Origin of the sequence: Chryseomicrobium aureum, assembly GCF_043182735.1 — a bacterium.
In the GTDB taxonomy this organism is placed as follows: Bacteria; Bacillota; Bacilli; order Bacillales_A; family Planococcaceae; genus Chryseomicrobium; species Chryseomicrobium aureum.
Window position 1 is genome coordinate 1,286,205 of sequence record NZ_CP171117.1, and the last position, 26,529, is coordinate 1,312,733.

23 protein-coding genes and 1 riboswitch are annotated in these 26,529 nt (G+C 42.1%); of the genes, 15 read left to right on the forward strand and 8 right to left on the reverse strand.

All coding sequences use genetic code 11. The features are described 5' to 3' along the window. Positions 1-23 precede the first annotated feature (23 nt). A complete protein-coding gene (locus ACF3OH_RS06805; RefSeq protein WP_392456563.1) occupies positions 24-569 on the reverse strand; it encodes a GNAT family N-acetyltransferase in 546 nt (181 codons plus the stop codon). A 289-nt stretch (positions 570-858) separates the two neighbouring features. Between ACF3OH_RS06805 and ACF3OH_RS06810 the strand changes: the two genes are divergently transcribed. The 7 genes from ACF3OH_RS06810 to ACF3OH_RS06840 all read left to right on the forward strand — a co-directional run bounded on the left by ACF3OH_RS06810 (position 859) and on the right by ACF3OH_RS06840 (position 10,122). Then, positions 859-1,524 carry a response regulator transcription factor gene (locus tag ACF3OH_RS06810; RefSeq protein ID WP_392456565.1) on the forward strand — a complete coding sequence of 222 codons (666 nt, stop codon included), beginning with the start codon at positions 859-861 and terminating at the stop codon, positions 1,522-1,524. Continuing rightward, on the forward strand, positions 1,505-2,872 hold the full coding sequence (locus ACF3OH_RS06815) for an ATP-binding protein (protein ID WP_392456567.1): 1,368 nt from the start codon (positions 1,505-1,507) through the stop codon (positions 2,870-2,872). The genes ACF3OH_RS06810 and ACF3OH_RS06815 overlap by 20 nt, the downstream gene beginning before the upstream one ends. Positions 2,873-3,069: 197 nt before the next feature. Continuing rightward, on the forward strand, positions 3,070-5,859 hold the full coding sequence (locus tag ACF3OH_RS06820) for a 2-oxoglutarate dehydrogenase E1 component (RefSeq protein ID WP_392456570.1): 2,790 nt from the start codon (positions 3,070-3,072) through the stop codon (positions 5,857-5,859). 22 nt (positions 5,860-5,881) lie between these two features. Continuing rightward, the gene (gene odhB / locus ACF3OH_RS06825; RefSeq protein WP_392456572.1) at positions 5,882-7,129 is read left to right on the forward strand and encodes a 2-oxoglutarate dehydrogenase complex dihydrolipoyllysine-residue succinyltransferase; all 1,248 of its coding nucleotides are present in this window, start codon (positions 5,882-5,884) and stop codon (positions 7,127-7,129) included. Between the two features lie 51 nt (positions 7,130-7,180). Continuing rightward, the gene (locus ACF3OH_RS06830) at positions 7,181-7,378 is read left to right on the forward strand and encodes a DUF6501 family protein (RefSeq protein WP_392456573.1); all 198 of its coding nucleotides are present in this window, start codon (positions 7,181-7,183) and stop codon (positions 7,376-7,378) included. Positions 7,379-7,420: 42 nt separating this feature from the next. After that, complete coding sequence (locus tag ACF3OH_RS06835; RefSeq protein ID WP_392456574.1) at positions 7,421-8,278, forward strand: AAA family ATPase; 858 nt, start codon at positions 7,421-7,423, stop codon at positions 8,276-8,278. Further along, positions 8,278-10,122, forward strand: a complete 1,845-nt coding sequence (locus ACF3OH_RS06840; protein WP_392456576.1) for a VWA domain-containing protein — start codon at positions 8,278-8,280, stop codon at positions 10,120-10,122. Before ACF3OH_RS06835 ends, ACF3OH_RS06840 begins: the two co-directional genes overlap by 1 nt. A gap of 682 nt (positions 10,123-10,804) precedes the next feature. Here ACF3OH_RS06840 and ACF3OH_RS06845 read toward each other — a convergent pair. Together ACF3OH_RS06845 and ACF3OH_RS06850 are read right to left on the reverse strand one after the other, a co-directional pair. Continuing rightward, a complete protein-coding gene (locus ACF3OH_RS06845) occupies positions 10,805-11,965 on the reverse strand; it encodes a toxic anion resistance protein (protein ID WP_392456578.1) in 1,161 nt (386 codons plus the stop codon). Next, positions 11,962-12,603: a 5-bromo-4-chloroindolyl phosphate hydrolysis family protein gene (locus ACF3OH_RS06850; RefSeq protein ID WP_204589248.1), complete on the reverse strand. Its 642-nt coding sequence runs from the start codon at positions 12,601-12,603 to the stop codon at positions 11,962-11,964. Before ACF3OH_RS06850 ends, ACF3OH_RS06845 begins: the two co-directional genes overlap by 4 nt. 155 nt (positions 12,604-12,758) lie before the next feature. On the opposite strand from ACF3OH_RS06850, the gene ACF3OH_RS06855 reads away from it, so the two are divergent. Further along, a complete protein-coding gene (locus tag ACF3OH_RS06855; protein ID WP_392456579.1) occupies positions 12,759-13,040 on the forward strand; it encodes a DUF1033 family protein in 282 nt (93 codons plus the stop codon). Positions 13,041-13,219: 179 nt separating this feature from the next. Then, positions 13,220-13,420, forward strand: a complete 201-nt coding sequence (locus ACF3OH_RS06860) for a cold-shock protein (protein ID WP_094941967.1) — start codon at positions 13,220-13,222, stop codon at positions 13,418-13,420. 37 nt (positions 13,421-13,457) lie between these two features. Here the strand turns inward: ACF3OH_RS06860 and ACF3OH_RS06865 are convergent, their stop codons facing one another. Further along, positions 13,458-14,108 (reverse strand): hypothetical protein, encoded by a 651-nt coding sequence (locus tag ACF3OH_RS06865; protein WP_392456583.1) that lies wholly within the window; start codon positions 14,106-14,108, stop codon positions 13,458-13,460. Positions 14,109-14,207: 99 nt separating this feature from the next. On the opposite strand from ACF3OH_RS06865, the gene ACF3OH_RS06870 reads away from it, so the two are divergent. Further along, entirely contained in the window at positions 14,208-14,663 is a 456-nt protein-coding gene (locus ACF3OH_RS06870; RefSeq protein ID WP_239584755.1) for a YkvA family protein, read from the forward strand. A 32-nt stretch (positions 14,664-14,695) separates the two neighbouring features. On the opposite strand, the gene ACF3OH_RS06875 is transcribed toward ACF3OH_RS06870, so the two are convergent. Then, entirely contained in the window at positions 14,696-16,303 is a 1,608-nt protein-coding gene (locus tag ACF3OH_RS06875; protein WP_204589252.1) for an ABC-F family ATP-binding cassette domain-containing protein, read from the reverse strand. A 56-nt stretch (positions 16,304-16,359) separates the two neighbouring features. Further along, the gene (msrA, locus tag ACF3OH_RS06880; RefSeq protein WP_392456586.1) at positions 16,360-16,875 is read right to left on the reverse strand and encodes a peptide-methionine (S)-S-oxide reductase MsrA; all 516 of its coding nucleotides are present in this window, start codon (positions 16,873-16,875) and stop codon (positions 16,360-16,362) included. A gap of 111 nt (positions 16,876-16,986) precedes the next feature. Between msrA and ACF3OH_RS06885 the strand changes: the two genes are divergently transcribed. The 5 genes from ACF3OH_RS06885 to ACF3OH_RS06905 all read left to right on the forward strand — a co-directional run bounded on the left by ACF3OH_RS06885 (position 16,987) and on the right by ACF3OH_RS06905 (position 21,496). After that, the gene (locus ACF3OH_RS06885) at positions 16,987-17,913 is read left to right on the forward strand and encodes an LCP family protein (protein WP_204589254.1); all 927 of its coding nucleotides are present in this window, start codon (positions 16,987-16,989) and stop codon (positions 17,911-17,913) included. A 10-nt stretch (positions 17,914-17,923) separates the two neighbouring features. Then, the gene (locus ACF3OH_RS06890; protein ID WP_392456588.1) at positions 17,924-19,126 is read left to right on the forward strand and encodes an AI-2E family transporter; all 1,203 of its coding nucleotides are present in this window, start codon (positions 17,924-17,926) and stop codon (positions 19,124-19,126) included. Between the two features lie 2 nt (positions 19,127-19,128). After that, entirely contained in the window at positions 19,129-19,512 is a 384-nt protein-coding gene (locus tag ACF3OH_RS06895; protein ID WP_204589256.1) for a sporulation protein, read from the forward strand. Between the two features lie 54 nt (positions 19,513-19,566). Continuing rightward, positions 19,567-19,670: riboswitch (SAM riboswitch) on the forward strand. A gap of 54 nt (positions 19,671-19,724) precedes the next feature. Beyond that, positions 19,725-20,642 carry a homoserine O-succinyltransferase gene (metA, locus tag ACF3OH_RS06900; protein WP_392456590.1) on the forward strand — a complete coding sequence of 306 codons (918 nt, stop codon included), beginning with the start codon at positions 19,725-19,727 and terminating at the stop codon, positions 20,640-20,642. Further along, positions 20,639-21,496, forward strand: coding sequence for an aminoglycoside phosphotransferase family protein (locus tag ACF3OH_RS06905; RefSeq protein WP_392456592.1), 858 nt, complete (start codon positions 20,639-20,641; stop codon positions 21,494-21,496). The genes metA and ACF3OH_RS06905 overlap by 4 nt, the downstream gene beginning before the upstream one ends. Positions 21,497-22,000: 504 nt before the next feature. Here ACF3OH_RS06905 and parC read toward each other — a convergent pair. Both parC and parE read right to left on the reverse strand, forming a co-directional pair. Next, positions 22,001-24,421: a DNA topoisomerase IV subunit A gene (parC, locus tag ACF3OH_RS06910; RefSeq protein ID WP_392456594.1), complete on the reverse strand. Its 2,421-nt coding sequence runs from the start codon at positions 24,419-24,421 to the stop codon at positions 22,001-22,003. After that, on the reverse strand, positions 24,421-26,388 hold the full coding sequence (gene parE / locus ACF3OH_RS06915; RefSeq protein WP_204589260.1) for a DNA topoisomerase IV subunit B: 1,968 nt from the start codon (positions 26,386-26,388) through the stop codon (positions 24,421-24,423). The genes parC and parE overlap by 1 nt, the downstream gene beginning before the upstream one ends. Between the last annotated feature and the right edge of the window lie 141 nt (positions 26,389-26,529).

The following is a 26,529-nucleotide window of genomic DNA, read 5'->3' on the forward strand; positions in this document are numbered from 1 at the left end:
GAAAATGCTTTTCTTTATAGAAATCACATAGCTTGTTCTTCTTGGTTCTGTTGCTGTAACATGGCAAACAAGAACATGTCTTTTGAGATACAAAATAAATCATATACTTCTTGATCACGATTGATTTCATTGTATAAAGCAGGATATAAATCATTCGCAAGAACCGAATAAGGTAGTTTACTAGCCGCACGTAAACTTTTTTCGTTTACTTTGCGAATGCGCATGAAGACTTTTTCAATTGAAAGTTCAAAAAACAATTCGCTTAAAAATTGTTCCTTCGCTTTTGAGTTGTACCCAAGACCTTGGAATGGTGTGCCAATCCACGTACCGAGAAACCCTGCATTTTGCTGAACGTCAAATAGATTGATCGTTCCTATCGGTTGCCCGAAATCACTTAAAATTGTGCGGGAAATCACAGTTCCATTCTCTTCTTCTTCCATAAGTGCTTTTGTGCTGAACAGATATTCTTCAGCAGAAGCTGCTTTCTGGCGTACAAATTTCATCACTGACGGGTCAGACATTAACTCATAAAGAGCATGGCAATCTTGCAACTCACGTCGTTTTAGCAATTCGATCTTCCTCCTAAACCGGTCTACCGGTCCCTGAAATTTTTCATTTAGTGCTGCATAAAAAATTTCGGGGTAGGAATCGAACCTACTAGAACCAATTGCTGGTGGCGCACCATTTGCCTTCCCTCATCAAACTATAGAATTTTATGTTGCTAGAAAAATATACTCTATTTTTTTTCGTTTGAAAAGTGAAAAATACGTGAACGAAAAAACTTGAATCTTAGTACCTAAATCCGTACGATTAAGGAAGCTTAAAAAAGTCCCGTGAAGGTTGAGGTGACAACGTTTGATGAAGATATTAGTTGTAGAGGATGAAGACAACATTGCACGTTTTTTAGTGCTTGAATTGCAACATGAAGGCTTTGAGGTCGTCGTGACTGCTGATGGAAGAGAAGCTGCACAATTGGTTTCACAAAATAATTTTGATTTGTTGCTTGTAGACATCATGATTCCAGGAATAAATGGTCTAGAGTTGACGAGGCGCGTTCGTAAGACGTCCCGTGTGCCAATCTTGTTAGTGACAGCGCGTGACGCCGTGATGGACAAGGTGTCTGGTCTTGAAGCAGGAGCAGATGATTATATTGTCAAACCGTTTGCGATAGAGGAATTGCTTGCAAGAATTCGGGCTATTTTACGTCGAACGGAGCGGATAGTTGATGAACGTAGCCAATCTCTTGTGATTCAGGAAGCATCTCGCAAAGTGTTTGCTGAAGGTTTAGAACTCGAGCTCACCAAAACAGAGTTCGATCTATTAAACTATTTGACGAAACATCCGGGTATCGTTTTAAGTCGATCACAATTGATTGAAAACGTCTGGGGTTTTGATTCAGAAGCAGAGACCAACGTCGTCGATGTGTATATTCGACACCTTCGAAAAAAACTACCAAGGCAAGTAGCAGACTCAATAGAGACTGTCCGTGGGGTGGGATACCGATATGAACCGGCTACAAACTAAAAGCCTTCGCTATCGCTGGTCACTGTGGACATCTTCAGTAATGGTTCTCACGTATATATTGCTTTCCATTGTATTATTCACCGCGCTAAGCCAGTGGGTGCTTGCAAATGAAAGAAGTTCAGCAGAAAATACTTTTTCTGAACTAGAGAGTTATATGCTTTCCCGTGGTCCTGAGCTGTCTGTTCAAGACTTTGAACGAAATACGGGATTACTCAATCAATTTTTATCCCGCAATCAAAGTGCGAAACTTTTAAATGCAGACGGTGTGGAACTTGTCGTAATCAATCCGACAATCCCGTATCCTCGTTTTACAGGAACGCTAAATGAATTTGAACGCTCTACTGTAGCAGATGAAGATGTTCTATACAAAGTAACACCGTTTGAAATCGGAAGCGGTTCATTATATATTGCCATGTCTCATTCTTTAGAGAACTACAGCAGTATGATGTCTTATTTACTTTTGGCACTTCTTCTTTTTGGCGTGTTGTTTGTCATATTATCTGGTCTCACCGGTTACTTTCTTTCATCTGTTCTCACCAAACCACTTGAGGAACTAAAACTAGCCATGCAAGAGAACATGCTCGGAAATAAACAAAAAGTCGAGTTCTCTTATGTGGGAGACGATGAGATCGGTCAACTCACGTCCGAATATTTGGAGATGGTGAAACGAATGGATGAGGTTTATGCGATGCAAGAACGTTTTATAGGGAATGTGTCTCATGAATTGAGGAGTCCTATTCAAGCGATTGAAGGAAATGCATCGATGCTAGCACGGTGGGGGAAAGAAGATCCAAAGCTAGTTGAAGAGACAGTGGACGTGATCCAATCTGAAACCTTGAAAATGAAGCGGATGATGGAGACATTGCTTGCACTCGCAAAAGAGCAAGAATTAGAACAACAACAGCTTTCTATAGATCAAGTGGTTAGAGAAGTAGTGAAAGAACTTCAGCAATCGAATCCTGATGTTCAATTTGAAGTCAGCGTTGAACCAATTATCATTACAAGTTCTGAGATTCTTATTCGGCAAGCTCTGTTAAATGTTATTGTAAATGGTATTCGATATAACGAAAAATCACCATTCATACAGATCACTGGTACATCCCAAAATGAGACATACGAAATCAAAATCAAAGACAATGGAATTGGAATAAGTAAAGAACAAGTAGAACGAATAACAGAACCTTTCTATACAGTTGATCCGGCAAGATCGAAAAAACTAGGGGGTACCGGCTTGGGCCTCACCCTTGTAAAGCAGATTGTCGAAAGGTCAGGGGGAGGTTTAGTTATAAAAAGTGAGCATGGAGTCGGAAGTGAATTCACACTTCAATTACCAATAAATAGGATATGAATAATCATTCACTTTGACACTCGTTTCGTACGAGTGTTTTTTCGTGATTAATTTCACAAAAAGGATTGTTTTTTTTCATGAGAGTAGTAAGATTGAAATGGAAAAATCGTTCATACCCCTTCGCTTTCATAAAGGGGGCATCAATGATACTATGAATATATATACTATTGATAGGAACTACAGTTGGAGGTTTTCTCATGTCGAAAACAACTACACCCTGGTCGGCTTTTTCTGGGCCAAACTTAGGGTATGTGATGGAGCAATATGATTTATTTTTAGAATCACCTGAAAATGTAGACAAAGAACTCGTTGCACTATTTGAACAGTATGGTGCGCCTGTGGATGCTACTGCAAGTGTTAAACCATCCGTTGAAGTGGACGATTCATTAATGGATGTTGTTTTGAAAGCGATTCAACTTGCGGATGCGATTCGTACGCATGGTCACGAGGCAGCAGACATTTATCCATTAAATGACCGCGAAAAGAAAACAGAACGTATTTCATTAGAGTTTTACGGACTTACGAAACAGGACCTCGAAAAGGTACCTGTGTCTTTGCTTGTCCAAAATGCGCCTGCTTCTGTTCAGAATGGTGCACAAGCAATTGATCACTTAAAATCTGTTTACACAAACAAAGTTGCGTTCGAATTTGCGCATGTCATTACACGTGAAGAGCGTGAATGGCTTCAAGCACAGATCGAGTCAACTCCAGCGAAGAAACTATCTGCAGATGAGAAAAAAGAAGTGTTGTCTCGTTTGACGCATATTGAAGGATTCGAGAAGTTTGTTCACCGTACGTTTGTTGGAGCAAAGCGCTTCTCAATAGAAGGGTTAGATACACTTGTCGTTTTATTTGATGAGCTTGTCAAACAATCGAACAATCAAAATGTTGAACAAATCAACATTGGGATGGCACACCGTGGCCGTCTAAATGTATTGACACATATTTTAAACAAACCGTATGAAATGATGTTTGCAGATTTTGCCCATGTGCCAAACAAAGCTTTCATTCCAAAAGACGGTTCATTAGAGTATTCAACTGGCTGGTACGGAGATGTGAAGTACCACAACGGTGCAACATACAATTCTCCTTCAGGTTTAAAAGTTAAACTAGCATACAATCCATCTCACCTTGAAGTTGTGAGCCCTGTTGTAACAGGTCAAGTGCGTGCTGCGCAAGAAACTACTGATGAGGCGGGTCTTCCAAAACAAGATCCTGCAAAAGCTTTTGCAGTGCTTGTACACGGAGATGCAGCTTTCCCAGGACAAGGGGTTGTAACGGAAGTACTAAACTACAGCCGTGTACCAGGCTACCAAACGGGTGGTTCTATCCATGTTATTGCCAACAATATGATTGGTTTTACAACAGAACACTTTGATTCACGTTCAACGCTTTACTCGAGTGATCCTGCAAAAGGCTATGAAGTACCCGTTATCCATGTGAATGCGGATCAGCCGGAGGAAGTGCTGCGTATTGCAAATCTAGCCTTTAGTTACCGTCAAAAGTTCCATAAAGATATCGTAATCGATTTAATCGGCTACCGCCGCTATGGACACAATGAGATGGATGAGCCAATGGTGACAAACCCTGAAATGTATAAACTCGTTCACAAACATCCAACTGTACGTGAACTTTATGGAAAAGCATTGGAAAGCGAATCTGTAGTGTCTGAGCAAGATGTGAAGAGTCTTGACGAAGAAACGTTTGCAAAGATGCAAGCAGCCTATGATCGCGTAAAAGAATTACCAGAATCCAAAGCGCATGACATCGTAATTCCAGATGCTGTTTTAAATGGCATGCCAGAACATGAGTCAGGTGTGGAAGAAAGACGTCTTCGCCAAATCAATGACGATTTACTCTCTTGGCCAGAAGAGTTTACACCGTTTAAGAAACTTGCACGTATCTTGAAACGCCGTGAAGAACCATTTGCAGGTAAAGGGAAAATCGACTGGGGCCATGCAGAGACATTGGCATTTGCTTCAATTATTCAAGATGGTCAATCCATCCGATTAACAGGTCAAGATGCGCAACGAGGAACGTTCTCACACCGCCACCTTGTTCTACACGATGAGACAAATGGCAATGAATTGATGCCAATCCATCATATCCAAGATGCAAAAGCTTCATTTGTCGTGCATAACAGTCCACTGACAGAAGCAGCAATCTTAGGGTATGAGTTCGGATATAACTTAGAAGATCCAAATGCGTTGACCATTTGGGAAGCCCAATATGGTGACTTTGCCAACATGGCGCAAGTGATGTTTGACAACTTTATCAGTGCTGCTCGCTCAAAGTGGGGATTAAAGTCTGGTCTCGTCATGCTTCTTCCGCATGCTGCTGAAGGACAAGGTCCGGAACACTCAAGTGCTCGAGTTGAGCGGTATCTGCAATTAGCAGCAGAGAATAACTGGACAGTTGCGAACCTTTCTAGTGCGGCAAACTACTTCCATATTTTACGTCGTCAAGCGGCGATGCTTCACGATGAGGCAATTCGCCCTCTTATTATCGTGTCACCAAAATCTTTACTTCGTCATCCAAAAGTTGGAGCGAATGTTGAAGAACTGACGACTGGTAAATTTGAGACAATCATTGAAGAACCGAATTTAGGGAAAAACCAAGACAGCGTTACAAAAATCGTTTTTGCAAGTGGTAAACTTGCCATCGATTTAGCAGATAATATTGATTCGGGTGAAGGGTATGACCACTTACACATCGTTCGTGTAGAACAATTGTATCCATTTCCTGAACAAAAAATTGCAGATATCCTTGCACGCTTCCCGAATGTGAAGAAGCTTGTCTGGGCACAAGAAGAGCCACAAAACATGGGCTCATGGCATTTTGCCCTTCCTTACTTACTCGAACTTGGCAAAGGCTTAGATATTGCATATACAGGCCGTACTCACCGCTCAAGTCCAGCTGAAGGAGACGGAGAAGCCTACAAGATTGAACAAGCACGAATCGTAGAAGAAGCAGTTTCGAACAACTAAAACGTCCAAGGAGGAAACAATCGTGGCAGATATTATCGTTCCAGAATTAGCAGAATCCATTACAGAAGGTACAATAGCACAATGGCTGAAACAACCAGGCGATACAGTAGAAAAAGGGGAATTTATCGTTGAACTTGAGACAGATAAAGTAAACGTTGAAGTCATCTCAGAAGAAGCTGGTGTTGTTCAAGAATTATTAGCAGCAGAAGGTGATACTGTACAAGTTGGCCAAGTAATCGCGCGTGTAGGAGCTGGTGAAAGCTCTGGTTCTGCTCCAAAAGAAGAGACAAAAGAAACACCAAAACAAGCAGAGGCACCAGCAAAAGCTGAAGAGCCTGCGAAAGAAGCTGTGAAAGAAGAAGTGAAGCACGAAGAATCTTCTGACCGCACAATCGCATCACCAGCAGCGCGCAAGCTTGCACGTGAAAAAGGAATCAATTTAAGTGACATTTCACCAGTAGATCCAATGGGGCGCGTACGTGTACAAGACGTTGCAGCACACGGCTCTAAGCCAGCAGCTGCTCCATCTACACCGGCAGCAAAACCACAAGCTACTGAAAAAGAAGACGATGGTCGCACAACGCGTGAAAAAATGACGCGTCGTCGTCAAACTATCGCTAGCCGTTTACTTGAAGTGAAACAAAATACAGCGATGCTTACAACATTCAATGAGATCGACATGACGAATGTGATGGCGCTTCGTTCACGCAAGAAAGATCAATTCTTCGAGCAAAACGATGTTCGCCTTGGTTTCATGTCATTCTTCACAAAAGCGGTTGTCGCTGCACTGAAGAAATATCCATACGTGAACTCACAAATCGATGGCGATTATATCGTGAAAAACAACTTCTTTGATATCGGTATTGCCGTTTCAACTGAAGGGGGACTAGTTGTTCCAATCGTACGTGATGCAGACCGTAAAAACTTTGCTGAAATTGAAGCAAACATCGGGGAACTTGCTGCAAAAGCACGCGACAACAAACTGACGCTTGCAGATATGTCAGGCGGTTCGTTCACAATCACTAACGGTGGTGTATTTGGTTCATTGATGTCTACACCGATTTTAAATGGTACACAAGTAGGTATCTTAGGAATGCACACAATTCAAAAACGCCCAATCGCTATTGGCGATAACGTTGAAATCCGTCCGATGATGTACATTGCATTATCTTACGATCACCGCGTGATTGACGGGAAAGATTCAGTTGGATTCTTAAAAACGGTTAAAGAACTTCTTGAAAACCCAGAAGATTTACTTCTTAACTCATAATACAAATAGATCCTGCTTTTGCAGGATCTTTTTTTCACTAGGAGGATACACATGATTCATACAAATTGGACTGAAAAACCAACCCTTCGTACAGTTACATGCAAGCACACAGATGCTGCGAAATTTTTAGTAAGCAATGTGCTGACGGCTGGAAAAACTTATGAAGTAAAAAATGAAACAGAAGAATTCATTTTTGTCGTAGACAATACAGGCAAAATTGGTGGCTATTATAAAGACTATTTCGAGTGACCGGTGGGCTTCCATCGGTTTTTTCTATAGGAGGACATTACAATGATTCGTTTAGAAAAGCAACAACTGCGTAACAAGCGTACTCACGGAGACGATACTTCGTTGATTCGTACAGGAGGCTATAAGAGCCCAGAACCCCATCTACTAGAAGACATTCAAACAGCAGTTGCTTTAGGGAAACCTGTATTACTAAAAGGACCCGCTGGTGCGGGTAAGACGAAGCTTGCAGAAAGTATCAGTGCTTACTTCAATCAACCTATGCAAAGTATCAATACTTCTGTCGACTTAGATGCAGAAGCCTTGCTCGGCTTTAAAACTCTTGTTCAGCGGGATGGACAAACGGCAATTGAATTTGTAGAGGGGCCAGTTGTTCAAGCAATGAAAAAAGGGCACTTACTTTATATTGATGAAATCAACATGGCAAAAGCCGAAACTCTACCGATTTTGCACGGAATACTCGATTACCGAAAAATGTTGACGAACCCGTTTACAGGTGAAGTAATTCAAGCACATCCAGATTTTGGCGTGATTGCCGCAATCAACGAAGGGTATATGGGAACAGCACCTTTAAACGAAGCGCTTAAAGACCGATTTGTATCGTTCCAAATTCCATACATCCAAGGAGAAGCTTTAAAAGAATTGGTTTCTGAGACGTTCTCGGACTACCCAAAAAGTCAGCTTGAAACAGTTCTTTCGATTACTTCTGAACTGCGAACACTTGCAGAGCAAGGCCGTGTCGCAGATGAATCTGCATCCATTCGTTCCTTATTCGATGTGATGGAACTGTCTTTACACATTCCACTTCGACGCGCGTATCGCTACGGGCTTCTTGAAAAGCTTGGTGATGCACAGGAAAAGCAATTAGTATCAGAAATCATCGAATCGTGGATGACCGAGTAATGGAACGCTTTATCAAATTTAATAATGAAGTAGTTGAGGCCGGTGAACTTCTTCACTTTGAAAGACTCGCACGTGCCTGGATGAATGCGGACAATTTCACGTTGAGTGAACGTCAATTGATCGAGATGAATCCTCTAGAACAAACCGTAGCAATTAGCGTATTTTGGCGACATCGTCCTCAAGACATTCAACATGCTGGTCGTATAACGGACGTTTTATTGTTAGCCCAAGGATTTTTTAGACGCTTTCATCTTCGAGAGTATGCGCGATTTAAAGAGGAGATAGTAGACTATCCGTATCCAGATTTACTTGAACAATTGGTATTTCTGCTGGAAGAATATCGGTTTGGTGAACAAATTCAAAAATCGCGTCCTGGCACCCGAAAATGGTTTCGTGCTCGTGAAAAAGCGACGATCCCCTATTATTGGCAACAATACAACTCACTAAAAAAACGTGGTCTTCTTTCAGATGCATTACTTTTTTATAGTGCCATCGCACTCTATGACGGAACCCTACAACTTGAAGGTGATGAGGACTTCGAAGATGTGTTGCCTTTACTTCGTATGCAGAACTTTTCACAATCGACGTCCGACTCAATAGATGTAGCCTATGGTATCCTTTACAGAATGCAAAATAAGCTAAAAGATGATCCCCAACTCACACACTTCCAACATCTAGTACTGCCGGGCTCTGTATTTGAAAACTTTACGTATCACCGGGGAATGAAAAAAGATGGAAAAGGTTCAGACCAAACCAAAGATTCGGTTGAAGAGATGATGCAAATGTGGCACCAAGAATCGGAGCAAGAAGAAGGGATGCATCTGCGCTTTGAAATTGAGCATGGACGTGACAGTGAACTAGTAGATCCAGAGGGTGCTGTGGAAGAGGGCAGAGAAGATCATGACCCGACAACGATTGCTCTTGGTGAGTCCGGAAGCACGAACCGTGAAGAGTATGACAAAACACTCTTCATCAAGGTACCAAAGATTCATCAAGCGGTGACTGAAATCGAAAAGCCGGTCGAAATCAATTCTTCTGTCAATTTATCAACAATTGTAAGGGATCGAGCTGAACAAGCACCGTATGTAAAGCAACTCGTCACTTTGTTCCAAAAAGAAATGGCACGAAAAGAGACCGAGCATTTGACGGGTCTTTCGAAAGGGCGGTTGCAGAAGAACTTATTACCTCTTTGGTTAGAGGAACGGCCAAAACTTTTTTACCGTAAAGGACAGGAAAGCAAAGATTTGGATGCAGTGTTTTACTTATTGTTAGATGGTTCTGCATCGATGCAGGAAAAGATGGATGAGACGAATGCCGCGGTACTCTATGTACATGATGTGTTGACGAAATTGGCTATTCCGCACAGAATCGTACAACATTACGAGGATGCGTATGATGCAACGGACAATTATCAACCAAATTACTTTGAAGTCGTACATGAATTTGATCGCCAAGAAGATGCAGCCCCCGCGATTTATTCTCTTGAAGCGCATGAGGATAATCGAGATGGATACGCACTGCGTGTAGCGGAAAACTCATTACTTGCGCGTCCTGAACGGCAGAAATTTTTAGTGTATTTCTCAGACGGCGAACCTTCTGCCTTTGAATACAGAGAGCAGGGGATTATTGATACAGCCGATGCGGTTCAAGCGATTACGAAAAAAGGAATCGCCTTCTTGCATCTCTTTTTATCAGATGCACCCGTGTCAGAAGAGCAACGCCAGCTATTTGAGACAATCTACGGCAATCGAACCGCTGCAACGGACTCGTTAAATCAGTTTACTGCAGAGGCTCATCGACTTTTAAAGCGAATGCTGCAGCAGTTGTTGCAGGTTCAGGGCTAGACGATAGAGTTTGTAGGTATGACCCGGGTGTTTAGTTTCCATAATATTACTTCGGTAGAACAAATTCCGGTTTGGGTAGATGAAATCACAGGTTCAGTCGAATAAAAGTTAATTTCGGTAGATGAACGACCGCTCAGTTGACTGAGCAGCGCTAAAAAAGGAGCAACCCTGTATAGTAAGGGCTGCTCCTTTTTTTAAATTGTAGAGAGAATTTAACGTTTAATTTCAGATGTATAAGTTATAAGTTCAATCGACAAGAGAAGGTAGTGAGTTCCTTGGGAGACGTTGTATTAATCTAAATGGAATCGAGTTGCACCTCCTAGAAATCCCACAAAATGCCATAGCGGCCCATGAAGCCAAGAACGCTTCACGATCCACGCTGGCATTTCGCACAATTTCTGAACAGTCGGCTCCACATCTAATTATAGTGGAGGCGAGAAGTGCAAGCTTCTCGTATGCCAAGAGGAGGCTTCGGTATGCTCCCCTTGGAACTCACTACCGTAACGCCAGAGAGTGGCTCAAGATTGAGTCTTCTATTGTGGTGTTCTCCACATCTAAAGTGGAATCAAGTTGCGAACGCCAGAAACACGCTCCGGAAGTCAGCCGCACCCACAAAGGCTGAAGAATGCCTTCATGGGCACGTCTGATTTCCTCGGAGTTTCTAGAGTGGCGTTCTCCACATCTAAATGTTCTGTCGATTCTCTGACTTCTCCTGAATCTGAAGAAGACGATTCTTCAACTCATCTTCCATACGCGCAATTTCGAGCTCCGCAGCTTTTCGTTTCATGCGGCCATCTGCTTGAATTTGTAGCGTTTCTTCGATTGTACTTAGAAGATTCTCTTGCGTTTTCTTCAGTGTATCGATTTCGACAATCCCACGCTCATTTTCTTTCGCAGTTTCAATCGAATTTACTTTCAACATCTCAGAATTCTTCAAAAGTAAATCATTCGTCGTCGCAGTTACTTGGCGTTGAGCCGACACCGCTTTTTGCTGACGATTCAACGTTAAGGCAATCGCAATTTGATTTTTCCAAAGTGGAATGGAGGTCATGATTGACGATTGAATTTTTTCAGCTAGTGTTTGATTCGTCTGTTGGATCATGCGAATTTGTGGTGCACTTTGAATCGTGATTTGGCGAGAAAGTTGCAAATCATAAATACGTTTTTCTAAACGGTCCACAAACTGCGTCATATCATGAACTTCTTGAAAAGCCATCTGGTCATTGGATTGTTCTGCTTTTTGACGAAGGGCAGGAATGACTTGCTGCACGATTTCATCACGCTTCAACTCTCCAGCGGCAATGTATATATTTAGTGCCTTGAAATAATTTTTGTTTTGGTCATACAGTTTATCTAGCATTCGGACATCTTCGACTAACCCACGCTTTGAGTGCTCGAGTTGAATTCCGATTCGGTCTACTTGCGTGCTCAATTTTTGATAGCGAGTCATCACTTCCTGCAAGGAGCGATTCATTTTCGAAAAGAGCTTGCGAATGCCTTTCTTTTCTTTTTGATTCAATTCTTCCGGGTTGATTTCGTTTAACTTCTTCATCAAATCCCCTAAAATATCACCAACCGGTCCAATGTCTTTCTTCTGGACGTGATCAAGCATCTGATGCGAGAACTTTGTTAATTCGTTTTGGGCAGTCGCCCCGTACGTCAGGATAGACTCATAATCACCGACGGGAATCTGTGTGGCGAGTTGTTTTGCCTTAGACTGTTCTTCTTCTGTTAACCGTTCCATTAGCTTTACTTGTTGCGTTTGCTGTTCTTGTGGCTTTGCTACGGGTTCCATCAGAAGTTCATCAAGTAGATAGTCTGTCTGATTTGTTTCGTTCGTCATGATTTATCGTCTCCTTTGGGCTCAGGTAGTCGGTTTGATAACTGCTTTGCATAGTCAAGTTCAAGTTGAAGTCTATTGATGTCTTGTTTGATGACATCGTTCACGTCTTGCTGCAATAAGCCATTGATCTCGTCCATCATGTCTCGTGCATCCATAAGTGCCACTTTTGTGGAAGCATCTTTACTTGGCTGTCGGACGAGAAGTGCATATTTTTTCGTGATTTCTAGTGCGCTGTCTATATGCGAGTAAAAGAAGTTTTCAACTAAATAAAAACGTCGTGGTTCTTCTTGAACAAGTTGGACTACACGCTTGGCAGCTCGATTCATCTCAATCAATTGCTTGATCGAACGAAACGAACGGACACGTGTATAGAATTGATTGAGCTCTCGAATTTTTGCTTGTGCATCTTCGACTTGTTTCGAAATATGTTGAAGCTCAGACCACGTCAAACCATGTTTCTTTACAACATGATAGCGTTGGATGCCTTTGATTGAATAATTCGAGGCAGCATAAGTCCCTGCGGCTATAGCAGCGCTCAACGTCAATCCTGCATCAAAAGGAATGAGTAACACGAGAAGGGAAGCACTACTGATCGGTACATTGAGCAAGTGCCGGTACGCTGTATATTTAGAATTCATACTACACCTCTTTTCACTACTAGTTCATACGTTTTTCTATAAGAAAAGTTTCATTCTTAAGCCTAGTATCTGTGTCATTTGGAAGAATTGCAAGCACTTTAGTCGACAGCACGAGTGCTTTTTAGCATAATGAGTAGAGGAAGGAGGGGACAAGCATGTATTCCGTCGTATATATGAAGGCAGATTATGAGCCTTGGTACCAATTTGAAGAGTGGCAATCCCATATCTTAGACAGCTGGTCCTTCCAAACTGAAACAGAAGCACAGGCATTTCTTGTACATAAAGTAGAGGAATTTAAAGAGTCGTATACATTTTCAAAAGAGAAAAATGGGTTTTATGCTTTCTGGGATGGAAAAGAAGTCTGTTATTGCGAAAACTGTGAGGAAGATTTGCAACTGTATCATGGGTTATTTATCACTTCTGAACTAGCAGAATAATGTGATAATAGCTGTTGACGAACAGGGGTATATTGGTATAATTTAATTAACAATGTATAGCGAGCACCGTTTAACCATTCACATATCCTATGTAGTGATCGATGTGAACCCATCGGTACTTCATCGGATATGTGAATTTTTTTACTCGCATATTGATTATCTATTTGGAGGTTTTACACATGAAACAAGGTACAGTTAAATGGTTCAATGCAGAAAAAGGCTTCGGATTTATCGAAGTAGAAGGCGAGAACGATGTATTCGTACATTTCTCTGCAATCAATGGAGATGGTTTTAAATCACTTGACGAAGGACAAGCTGTAGAATTCGAAGTGGTTGAAGGAAATCGCGGACCTCAAGCTGCAAACGTTACAAAACTATAAGTAACAAAAAGCATGACCCGACTTGGGCCATGCTTTTTTAGTCTACCGATTGCAACGTAGAGGTCACTTCAAATTCTTCCCCTTCGCCACCTGGCATACGAAATACTCGCTTCACTTCACCAAATCCTTCAACAAAATACTTCTCGATAACCGATTGATCTTCGCCTTCTTGACTGAGCATAATCACATCAGTGAATGTCTGAAAAGGAGTTTCGAGCGTCCCATCGACTTGTTCGATTGTCCATCCTCCGAACGTCGTTCCTTCTTCTAAAGGTAAAGAAAGATACGTTTCAAGTTCTGGCATCGATTCTAGTTCATTGAAAGGAGGAAAATCTGCTTCATAGGCTTCAGCCTCTTCAAAAATTTTGACAATACGATTCTCTTCCACTCGGTAGATCCGCTGAACTACTGTTCCGCTGTTATCCTCAAGTGTACCGATATAGTCATCATATAAATACTGTGTTTCTAAAGTGTACGTGGCGTACTCATTTCCCATTCCTTCAAAACGAGCAATCGACTGATTTGGCATAAAGTACGTATGAAGGTCAGGCCCCATTTCTTGAGGTTCTTCAATCTCAGGCTCAGTTTCAGTTGACGGTGGGTCGTTCGGCTGAGGCGTTGTCGACGATTGATCAGTACACCCAACAAGCAGTGCTACAGCGAATAAAGAGATGATGCGAACTTTCACAGGACACGACCTCCTTTTACAGACTTTGACGTAGTGCTTTGGCCAGAAGTTTCATTTACCTGAAAAATTGGTATACTACCTACTAAGGGAGGAATGAAGATGCAGACACCAGATACTACTACTCAATTAGATTTTTATGAGCGTTTACGTAAGTCTATCACGAGTTACTTTGAAAAAAAAGGAATTACCAAAGTGAGTTCCTTTTTACTTTTCGCTCCAGATATTTTTCATCTAATGGTCAAAACGATGGCAGATCCTCGCGTAGACTTTAAAAGCAAAGCGTTACTTGGAAGCGGAATTGCCTATTTTGTAGCACCCGTAGATTTTTTACCAGAGCTTCTGGCAGGTCCAGGTGGGTTTGTTGACGATTTGATTATTGCAACATTTGTGTTAAATCTTCTTGTGAACCGATTGTCGCCTGATCTATTAGAAGACCACTGGGCGGGGGACGACAAGCTCTTAACCACATTAAAACAATTGACAGCAAGTGGAGAGTCGATCTTGGGGAAACTTCCTACGAAATCGTTAATCGGAAACTTTATGAAACGAACGTAAAAAAACACATCCCAGCTCGGGATGTGTTTTTGTTAGTTCGTTACTGCTTGTTGCTCTTTCCACTCCAAATACTCATCATACGTTAGTTGTTTATCAAGGATTGTGCCGTCCGCTTGAATCTCAATCACTCGGTTCGCAATCGTTTGAATGAACTGATGGTCATGAGATGTGAACATCATAGCGCCTTTAAATGCAATCAATCCATTGTTCAATGCTTGGATCGATTCAAGGTCTAAGTGGTTAGTTGGCTCATCGAATAATAAAACGTTTGATTCAGATAGCATCATTTTCGAAAGCATACAACGCACTTTTTCTCCACCTGATAAGACAGAAGGTTTTTTCTTCACTTCTTCCCCTGAGAACAGCATACGCCCTAAGAAGCCACGCAAGAATGTCTCTGATTCATCGTCCGGTGAGTATTGACGCAACCAGTCGACAAGTGAAGTCTCTGACCCTTCAAAATAGCGCGCATTGTCGATAGGGAAGTACGCACGTGTTGTCGTCACACCCCAACGAACTGAACCAGATGTCGGTTCTTCTTCTTCCGCTAAGATACGAAGAAGTGCAGATTTTGCAAGCTCATCACCTAAAAGAACAATTTTGTCGTCTTTGTTTAGCATGAAGTGTGCATCTTTAATTAATGTTTGGCCTTCTTGCTCGTACGTCAAGCCTTGCACTTGAAGGACATCGTTTCCGATTTCACGTTTCATCGAGAAGTTGACATATGGATACTTACGAGAAGATGGACGGATGTCATCTAGCTCGATTTTCTCAAGAGTTTTTTTACGAGATGTTGCTTGCTTTGATTTCGAAGCGTTGGCACTGAAGCGCGCAACAAATGCTTGCAATTCTTTGATTTTTTCTTCTTTTTTCTTATTCTGATCTTGCGCCATCTTCAGTGCAAGTTGACTTGATTCGTACCAGAAATCATAGTTCCCGACATAGACTTGGATTTTTCCGAAATCTAAATCGGCAATATGTGTACATACTTTATTTAGGAAGTGACGGTCGTGGGACACGACGATAACTGTATTTTCAAAGTTGATCAAGAACTCTTCTAACCACTGAATCGCTTTTAAATCTAAGTGGTTGGTAGGCTCATCGAGTAGTAAGACGTCTGGTTTTCCAAATAAAGCTTGTGCAAGAAGTACCTTTACTTTATCAGAACCATTCAAGTCACTCATTTTCTTCGTGTGCAACTCTTCAGAGATGCCAAGACCTTGTAAAAGAATTGCTGCTTCAGACTCAGCTTCCCAACCGTTCATATCTGCGAATTCGCCTTCTAATTCAGCAGCACGCATGCCGTCTTCGTCCGAAAAGTCTTCTTTCATGTAAATTGCATTTTTCTCATTCATGACTTCATACAAACGTTTGTGACCCATCATGACAGTTTCAAGAACTTGATGTTCTTCGTATTCAAAGTGGTTCTGCTTAAGGACTGCAAGACGCTCGTCTGTACCCATTGATACATGGCCCTCTTGTGGCTCTAGGTCACCAGATAGAATCTTGATGAACGTAGATTTCCCAGCACCGTTTGCACCGATTAACCCGTAACAGTTCCCAGCGGTAAATTTAATATTAACATCTTCAAAAAGTTTACGATCACCAAAACGTAAACTTACTTCACTTACTTGAATCATTTATATACCCTCCTGTTAAACACAATCATTTCATTATACCATGAAATGAGAAAAAGTCACTTCCAGTTCTTTTCGATGAACGCATCGCGACCTGATTGTGCACGGTCTTGCTTGTAGTGATCGGGTTCTTTTTTATAAAAGTCTTGATGATAGTCTTCTGCTTCGTAGAACGCACTCGCCGGAAGGATGCGTGTGACAATGGGTTGTGAGAACTTCTCGCTATCGATTAAATCTTGCTTTGCTTTTTCAGCGAGAACGCGCTGCTCTTCTGTGTAATAGAAGATTGCGGTGCGGTATTGATCGCCTCGATCCTGGAACTGTCCTTCATCATCCGTCGGGTCGATTTGCTGCCAGAAGATCTCTAGTAGTTGCTCATAAGGGAAGAGGGACGGATCAAATTGAATCTCGACAACTTCTAAATGACCAGAAGTGCCCGTTTTCACATCTTCATAAGTTGGATTTTCTACGTGACCTCCCATGTAACCAGACGTTACTTTGTGAATCCCTTCATACGTATCAAATGGCTTGACCATACACCAAAAACAGCCACCTGCAAATGTTGCTTTTTCCATTAAAATCCCTCCAGTATGTGATGTGCTCGTAAAATTTTATCACTTCTTAGCAAACTATGAAACTAGTTGCTCTTGAATACGTTATGATAAAGATAGAAAGGGGTTATTACCATGGAACAAAGTCGAAGCGAGCTAAGAGGTCGTAAAAAACGTCGCTCGCCATTTAAACGGATTTTTGCATTTATTTTTATTCTATTCATTGGTCTTGTTGGATACGGAATTTTTACATACTGGCAAGGCACCCAAATCGCGGACGGGGAAGCAAGTTCAGAACCGTTTGACGGAAGCGCTTATGACGGCGGAAGGATGAATGTCCTACTATTAGGTGTGGACAGCCGTGGTGAAGAGAAGTCTAGGACTGACACTATGATGGTAGCTTCGTGGGATCCTGAATCCAATGATGTTCGACTCATCTCTTTGATGCGTGATATTTATGCAGAGATTCCAGGGTATCAATCTTATAAATTAAATACGGCCTATTATCTCGGTGGAGCGGATTTGACGAGACAGACTATTGAAGGGATGTTTGGCATTCCCCTTCATCATTACGCACTCATTGACTTTACAAGTTTCGAGACGATGGTCGATATCCTTGCACCAAACGGAATCGAAATTGATGTTGAAAAAGATATGTCTGAAGAGATTGGTGTCGAACTCAAACAAGGGGTGCATCAATTGAACGGCCAAGAGTTACTAGGATATGCGCGCTTCCGAAAAGACGAAGAAGGTGATTTCGGTCGAGTGAGACGGCAACAAGTTGTCATTGAAGCACTTTCTAACGAAGTAACATCTGTCGGCAATCTTCATCGTCTTCCGAAGTTTGCGGGTGCTTTAAATGGGTACATTCAAACGGATATTACAAATACAGATAAGTTGAATTACTTGTTAGATGTGGCGCTAGGCGGAAGCCCTGAAGTAGAGCGTTTAACGATTCCTCGAGAAGGAGAATACCGCTACAATTCATACAGTCATGCAGGAAGCGTCATCGAAATTGATCAACAAGCAGCACAAGCAGCAATTGCTGAGTTCTTAGAGTAGGAGGATCTCTATGTTTGATGACAAGAAACCAGGTTTTTTTGATACACGCTTTATTCAATTTTTAGGCGGAAAAAATACAATCTTTGCTTTGTTACTGCTTCTACTGATTGGGTTGACGATTTTTATCTTTGATTTGGTATCGTTTGTCTTCAATCCATTCACCGTATTTTTAGGGAATGTCGTGTTACCGATTATTTTGGCGACTATTTTGTATTACTTGTTACGTCCGATTCTACGTTTACTTGAGAAGATGAAGATTCCCCGTATCTGGGGAATAGTGATTCTGTTCTTGGCAGTGATTGGACTGATTACACTACTTGTATTCTTAGTGTTCCCATTTTTAAAAGATCAGACCATTCGATTTGTTGAGAACTTCCCAGAAGTTTTTTCTCAACTCATTAATAACATTATAATATGGCTACAAACATCGATGTTTTCAGGGATTTATAATTCACTAGAAGCAGATATCAATCAGTGGATACAAGAGCTACCAAGTCAATTGGCGGTGTTCTTCCAAGATACGTTCGCACGTGTTGCAACGGGTATCAGTTCATTCATTGGAGCGATTACAAGTTTTGTACTTGCGATTGTTACCGTTCCATTTATCTTGTTCTATTTATTAAAAGATGGAGAAAAGTTACCACAATACTTTTTACGTCTATTGCCTCCGCGTATGCGTGAGGAGACGGCTCAAGTGTTTGCAGACATTGACCGTCAAATCAGTTCGTATATCCAGGGTCAGCTGTTAGTATCGGCAGCTATTGGAATTATGGTGTTCATCGGATTTAGCATCATCCAGATGCCATATGCAGTGTTATTAGGTGCTATTGCAATGGTGACGAGTGTGGTTCCCTATTTAGGGCCGATTATTGCAATAACACCAGCAGTAATTATTGCGCTCGTGCAGTCGCCATTCATGCTTCTCAAACTCGCTGCTGTATGGACGGTCGTGCAACTTGTTGAAGGAAAATTCATTTCTCCGCAGATTATGGGGAAAACGTTGCATATTCATCCGATTACCATCATATTCGTACTTGTAACAGCAGGTTCCTTATTTGGAGTGCCTGGCGTTATCCTTGGGATTCCAGGGTATACTATAGTTAAAGTAATCGTGACTCACTTCTTCCGGTTATTTAAAATGCGGTATAATCGTTATGAACCGGTTGTGGAGAATCACTACGAATATTTATCGAAAACGAATAAGGTGGAGTAAGTATGAACTCGTTTGAATCCCATATTGAAAAAGGTCTTATCAAAATCGATACGGTGGTCGATCACCCGTATATCGAACATGGCATCAATTTATCCGGCACCATTTACATCGAGGGACTGGAGCAGCAAGAAGAGGTAGAAGACATCCGTTTAGAAGTATGCAAGAAAGAAAAACGTGAATTGATTGCAAAACTATCCTTTGAGCCAGTCGGCAATCCGGCATCAAAAGGAACGCTCATGATTCCGTTTGAAATCATGCCGGATGAACGCTGGGTGCCAGAAGAAGGGGAAGAAGCGACACAGCTCGTATTGACTACGACTGCATTCTTCTCAGATGGAAGCAGTTTGAGCGATGAAGACGAATTGATATTTGATATCGAAGAGTAGGCTTGAACTTTACGATTGCGTTTGATACAATCGCATCAATACAAAATTGCATATTCATTATCAAGAGAAGTCGAGGGACATGGCCCGGTGACGCTTCAGCAACCTCTGTTTGACAGAAAGGTGCTTCCTCCATCAAGTGCTGACTTGGAAGATAATACTACCGACACTCTGCCCTTGTTATGGGTAGAGTGTTTTTTTAAGGAGAGAAACCAATGCCAATCAATTTGCCGAAAGATTTACCTGTAATTGAAAAACTCCGTGATGAAAATATCTTCGTGATGGACCAAGAACGCGCGCACACGCAAGATATTCGTCCACTTGAAGTACTCATTGTCAATTTGATGCCGGAAAAAGAGAAAACCGAGCATCAGTTACTGCGTTTACTTGGAAATACGCCACTTCAGACGAATGTGACATTTTTACGTATGGCTAGTTATCAACCGAAAAATGTCAGTAGCAGTCACTTGGATCAGTTTTATAAAGTATTCGAGGATATCAAAGACCGACGATTTGACGGAATGATTGTGACGGGCGCGCCGGTCGAGCAAATGCCCTTTGAAGAAGTGGCCTACTGGCCTGAGATTGTGACCTTGTTATTTTGGGCGAAGACGCATGTGACATCAACGTTATCGATTTGCTGGGGAGCTCAGGCCGTGCTTTATCACGAGTTTACTATCGAGAAAGAAGATTTACCGAAGAAATGTTCGGGAGTTTACCCACACTCGTTGTTAACACCTCATAGTCCGCTTGTTCGCGGATTCAATGATACGTTCTTGGCACCGCACTCTCGTCATACGACGGTCAGTTACGAAAAACTCTTGAAGCAGCCAGCCCTTGAAGTAGTAGCAGTTTCAGATCAAGCGGGTGTGTTTTTGGTGCAATCAAAAGACCAACGCCACATCATGGCAACTGGTCATTTAGAATATGATGCGACGACATTACGAGATGAATATGAGCGAGACATCGCAAAAGGATTGGAGTGCGAAGTGCCAGAGAATTATTTTCCTGATGATGACCCAACAAAAGATCCTCAAAACACGTGGCGTTCTCACACCCATTTATTGTTCTCGAATTGGTTAAATTATTATGTCTACCAGCAGACCCCTTTTGAGTGGAGCACTTCGTCATGAGCTTTGAAGAAAAGATCCGGGTTGCGTTCGGAAAGAGAGGCGAGGTGTGGCTAGTAGAACTCCCGAAACAACTTGAGAAGATCGCTCGTTTACATAAATTGACTGGACTGACGCCATTTTCGAACCTGTCCTACAATTATGTGGCCCGAGCAACGATGAAGGGGAAGTCTGTTGTCTTGAAGGTTGGTATTCCCGGTACTGATTTCACAAATGAAGCAGTTGCTATGCAGGTCTTTGGAACGTTTGGAGTACCACAGCTCTTGTTTGAAAATACCGACTCCGGCTACTATATTATGGAAAATATATCGCCTGGTTATACACTAAATGTCCGATTTCCCGACACGAGAACGAGTGTTCGATTATTTGTGGAGCAGTGGAGGAGGTTACATGACACGCAGGTGCCAACTACCGATTTGAATCAGTTACCACAAATTGAGCGATGGTTTGAAAGTTTAGAGACTCACTATGATGCGATTCCTGAAGATTGGCGATTAGAAGCAAAACGCGCTAAACAAAGAATTCATGAGTTGCATCAAACGACGATTTTACATGGAGATTTGCATCATGAGAACATTTTGTGGGATGATTTGCGTGGATTTGTCATCATTGATCCAAAAGGCGTCGTTGGTCATAGATATTATGATTGTGTGCAATTTTTATTTAATAAGAACAAGAACTTGGTTGAATTTAAATTAAAAGTTGAATTGTTGATTGATGAGCATGGATTTGAAGAGAATTTATTAGTGGATGCAATCAAAGCATTAGGAACGGTGTATTATGCATGGATGGTCGAAGATAGAGATCCCGTGGTTGGTGAACGAGTTGAAATGCTTGATTGGATTATGAGTAAATAGTGGATGATAGGAGACCAAGTAGTGAGGTCTCCATTGTTATTTTTTAAAATTAGTTTCCATAATATATATTATCTAAAGTTAAGTTTCATTAAGTAGTATACTTGAAACAATGAGATATTTGAGAAAAAATAAGATTTCATGCATGTGAAATTTCATCCAGTTTATCTAATCAACTAATGAAAAATCGTTGGATATTTTGATAGTTACCTTGAGCGACGAAAAGTTTAATTCTAGCGACGAAAATCGTGATAACTGCGACGCAAATTCAAACTTGAGCGCCGAATCCACTGCATGAGCATAATCCAGCGACGAAAACTTCCATTCTAGCGACGTATTTCTCACATACGGCGACGAAAATGCAATTCCCAGCGACGAAACGATTTATTTCTCCTCACCATACCTCCCTTCTAACCAACTTTTAATCGTGTTTACCAAACTCCAGGAAAACCAAAAAGCACTTCCTCTCAAAGCTCAAGAGAAAATGCTTTTTAGTTTACTTCTATACTATAATTCCTTAACAGTTAGTTTTTCCACGGGTCCAGTTTGATCCACGTCAACTAAAAAACTACCGTTTGAATAGCGGTCTACAGATTTCATCTCTTTTACAGCAATTGGCTCGGAAACTCCAGCTGCTGTATGAGGAATGACAAAATCAGCATTTGACACGTACACCACATCAATCACGCGATGCGCATTCGACTTCAGTTCTCGAAGTACGACTACCCCACGCTTTGCACGTGAACTTGGCTCGAGCTCTTTTCTAGCAAGCTTTTTCATAGCTCCGCGGTGCGTCACTACAACAAAGAAGTCTTGGCTATCCTTTTTAATCAGTGTAAATGCAACTACTGAATCGCCATCTTTTACATTGATGGCTTTGACTCCAGCTGTTTTAACTCCTGTAATCGGAACCTCATCTAATGAATACGACAACGCGTACGCACCCGACGTGAACAACGCAAGATCATCCGATGGACTTGCTAAACGAACCGCCACAATCCGGTCGTCTTTTTTTAACTTCATCGCTTTTAATGCGCGATTATAGCGCTGTACATAAAATTCTGCGAGCAATGAACGTTTGATTTGACCTTCAGCGGATACTGTTACAACTGTATAGTCTAACTCGAATGATTCAATCGCTTCTGCATGTATGATTTGCTCTGTAGGATCTAGCTGTACAATACTCGAAATATGTTGGCCAAGGTCTTTCCAACGAATCTCAGGCAGCTCATGAACCGGTTGGTAAATATAATTACCGTGAGACGTAAACAACAATAAATGATGCTGTGTATTGCTCGTCAAATCAAGTAGTAGCGCATCAGACTCTTTCATCGCGAAATCTTTTCCGTTCGATGCTTGGTAAGAGCGAAGTGACGTGCGTTTCACGTAGCCTTCTTTTGTCACGGTTACGCGTACATCTTCACTTGGAATCAATACATCTAATGTTAGTTTGATCTCCTCGATTTCATCTTCAATGATTGAACGTCGTGTCTCTGCATACGCTTTGCGTAAATCTTGCAGTTCTTTTTTAATGACACGAATCAACTTCTTCTCATCACCTAAAATTCCTTGTAATTGCGTGACAAGTTTCGTTAAATCCGCGTGCTCTGCTTCAAGAGCCGTGATATCCGTATTGGTTAAACGGTAAAGTTGCAAGGAAACGATTGCTTCGGCTTGCTCTTCTGTAAACGCGTATTTTGTTTTTAAATTCTCTTTTGCATCACGCTTATCTTTTGAAGCTCGAATTGTAGCGATTACTTCGTCCAAGATGGATAAGGCTTTCATTAAACCCTCTACGATGTGAAGACGAGCTTTAGCACGTTTCAGATCATACTCTGAGCGTTTGCGGATGACTTCTTTCTGGTGCTCCAGATAAGCATCGAGTAGTAAAGGCAACGTCATCATAGTCGGACGACGATTATGGATGGCAATCATATTGAAGTTATACGACACTTGAAGGTCTGTATTTTTGTAGAGATACTGTAAAATCCCGTGTGCATCAATATCTTTCTTCATCTCAACAACAATACGCAGTCCCGTGCGATCGGACTCATCGCGGATATCGGCAATGCCATCTAAACGTTTGTCTGAGCGCTGTTCATCCATTCGTTTGATCAGATTGGCTTTATTCACTTCATACGGAAGTTCTGTGATGACGATCTGTTGTTTGTTCCCTTTGATCGTCTCAATTTCTGCTTTCGAGCGAATGATGATTTTTCCTTTGCCTGTCTCGTAGGCTTTCTTAATCCCCTCTACACCTTGAATGATACCACCAGTTGGGAAATCCGGTCCTTTCATAACGGTCATGAGTTCCTCGACCGTCACTGCGGAGTTTTCCATATACATAAACAAAGCATCAATCACTTCGTGCAAAGCGTGTGGTGGAATATCTGTCGCATATCCTGCTGAGATACCCGTCGATCCGTTGACGAGCAAGTTCGGGAAACGTGCAGGCAATACAGTCGGTTCTGAATCCGAATCATCGAAGTTTGGAATGAATTCGACAGTTTCTTTTTGAATATCACGCAGTAGCTCAGATGCGATAGGTGACAAGCGTGCTTCTGTATAACGCATAGCTGCTGGCGGATCTCCGTCAACAGACCCATTGTTCCCGTGCATCTCAACGAGTAGATTGCGAAGTTTCCAGTCCTGACTCATGCGGACCATCGCTTCATAAACCGAACTATCGCCGTGTGGGTGGTAGTTCCCGATAACATTCCCGACTGTTTTAGCCGATTTACGGAATGCTTTATCGTGTGTATTTCCTTCGGTGTACATCGCATATAAAATACGGCGTTGTACCGGTTTTAAACCGTCGCGTGCATCAGGAAGAGCACGGTCTTGGATGATGTATTTACTATACCTCCCGAAGCGGTCACCGATGACCTCTTCGAGTGGTAGATCTTGAAAACGTTCAACTTGTGACATTACACTTCACTCTCCATATGAATACGTTCATTCTCTAAAATCGTGCCATCTTCTTCTAGACTGAAGTCGACATTGTTCTCGATCCACTTCCGGCGTGGTTCTACTTTATCGCCCATCAAAGTGGTGACACGACGCTCTGCGCGACTGCCATCTTCAATTGTTACACGAATCAGAGTACGTGTCTCTGGGTTCATTGTCGTCTCCCAGAGCTGGTCCGCATTCATTTCACCAAGCCCTTTATAGCGTTGTAAGGCATAGCCCTTACCAATTTTTTTGATTGATTCTTGCAGTTCTTTTTCAGTCCAAGCATATGTGCTCACTTCTTTTTTCCCGGCACCTTTAAACACTTTGTACAATGGAGGAAGTGCAATATACACTTTCCCTGCTTCGATCAAAGGTTTCATATAGCGGTAGAAGAATGTGAGTAGCAACACTTGAATGTGTGCACCATCTGTATCGGCATCGGTCATAATAACAATTTTGTCGTACGCGATGTCTTCAACGTTGAAATCTGCTCCGACGCCACCACCGATTGCATGGATGATGGTAGAGATCTCCTCGTTTTTCATGATGTCGATTAATTTGGCTTTTTCAGTATTGATGACTTTTCCACGAAGTGGCAGGATTGCTTGGAACGTGCGGTCACGCCCTTGCTTGGCTGAACCACCTGCAGAATCTCCCTCCACGAGATACAATTCATTACGTTTTGCATTTCGTGACTGAGCAGGAGTCAACTTACCCGATAGTAATGTGTCGTTCTTTTTGCGCTTTTTGCCGCTTCTCGCTTCTTCACGTGCTTTTCGGGCTGCTTCACGTGCTTGTTGTGCACGAATTGCTTTTCGAATCAAGGAAGCTGTCAGTTCAGCATTTTCCTCTAAAGTATATTGCAACTTTTCAGAGATTACCGTATCCACTGCGCTACGTGCCTCATTCGTTCCAAGCTTCCCTTTTGTCTGCCCTTCAAACTGCAACATATTTTCGGGGATGCGGACAGAGATGATAGCCGCGATACCTTCTCGGACATCTGACCCATCTAAGTTTTTATCTTTTTCTTTCAACAAGCCCGTCTTACGTGCATAGTCATTGAACACACGTGTCAGTGCTGCTTTCGCACCTGTCTCATGAGTTCCGCCATCGCGCGTTCTGACATTGTTAACGAATGACAAGATGGTCTCTGAGTAGCCATCATTGAACTGGAAGGCAAACTCCACTTCGATTTCAGACTGAATACCTTCCATATAGAATACATTATGAAGTGTATCTTTCTCTTCGTTCAAATAACCAACGAACGCTTCTATTCCTGTCTCATAGAAATACACTTCTTCAATGTCTGTACGCTCATCTTTTAATGTGATGCGCAATCCTTTCAATAGGAAGGCGGACTCACGGAGACGCTCACTTAATGTTTCGAAATTATATTTTGTGACTGAAAAAATCGTATCATCCGGCAAGAAACGGACAAGTGTCCCCGTCTCTTTCGTCTTGCCCGTCTCATGCAGCGCCACTTCGACTTTGCCGCCGTGCGAGAACTTTTGATAGAACTTCTTGCCGTCCCGGTGGATCTCGACTTCTACCTCACTGGAGAGTGCGTTCACTACAGAAGCACCTACCCCGTGGAGGCCTCCACTCGTTTTATAACCGCCTTGGCCAAATTTCCCTCCGGCATGCAGTACGGTGAAAATTACTTCTGCTGTCGGTTTCCCTGTTTTATGTGTTCCTGTAGGCATACCGCGTCCGTAATCCCGAACAGATATGCTGTTGTCGTCATGTATCGTTACATCGATCTGTGTGCCAAATCCAGCTAAGCTCTCATCTACTGCGTTATCGACAATCTCGTAGACCAAATGGTGTAAACCACGTGTATCTGTCGAGCCGATATACATCCCAGGACGTTTGCGGACGGCTTCGAGACCTTCTAATACTTGAATATCATCATCTGTGTAGGCTGTTAATGTCTGTTTTGCCAAGTTGTTCTCCCCTATCAAACATGCGTTCTATTTTTAACGATACGCTTGTCTAGCAGTGCTGTCAACCGCTAGACCGTCATTCTATAAGTGTAAAGAAACAGTGAAAAGATTGCAATGCAGTATGTCCAATCAAAATTCGAA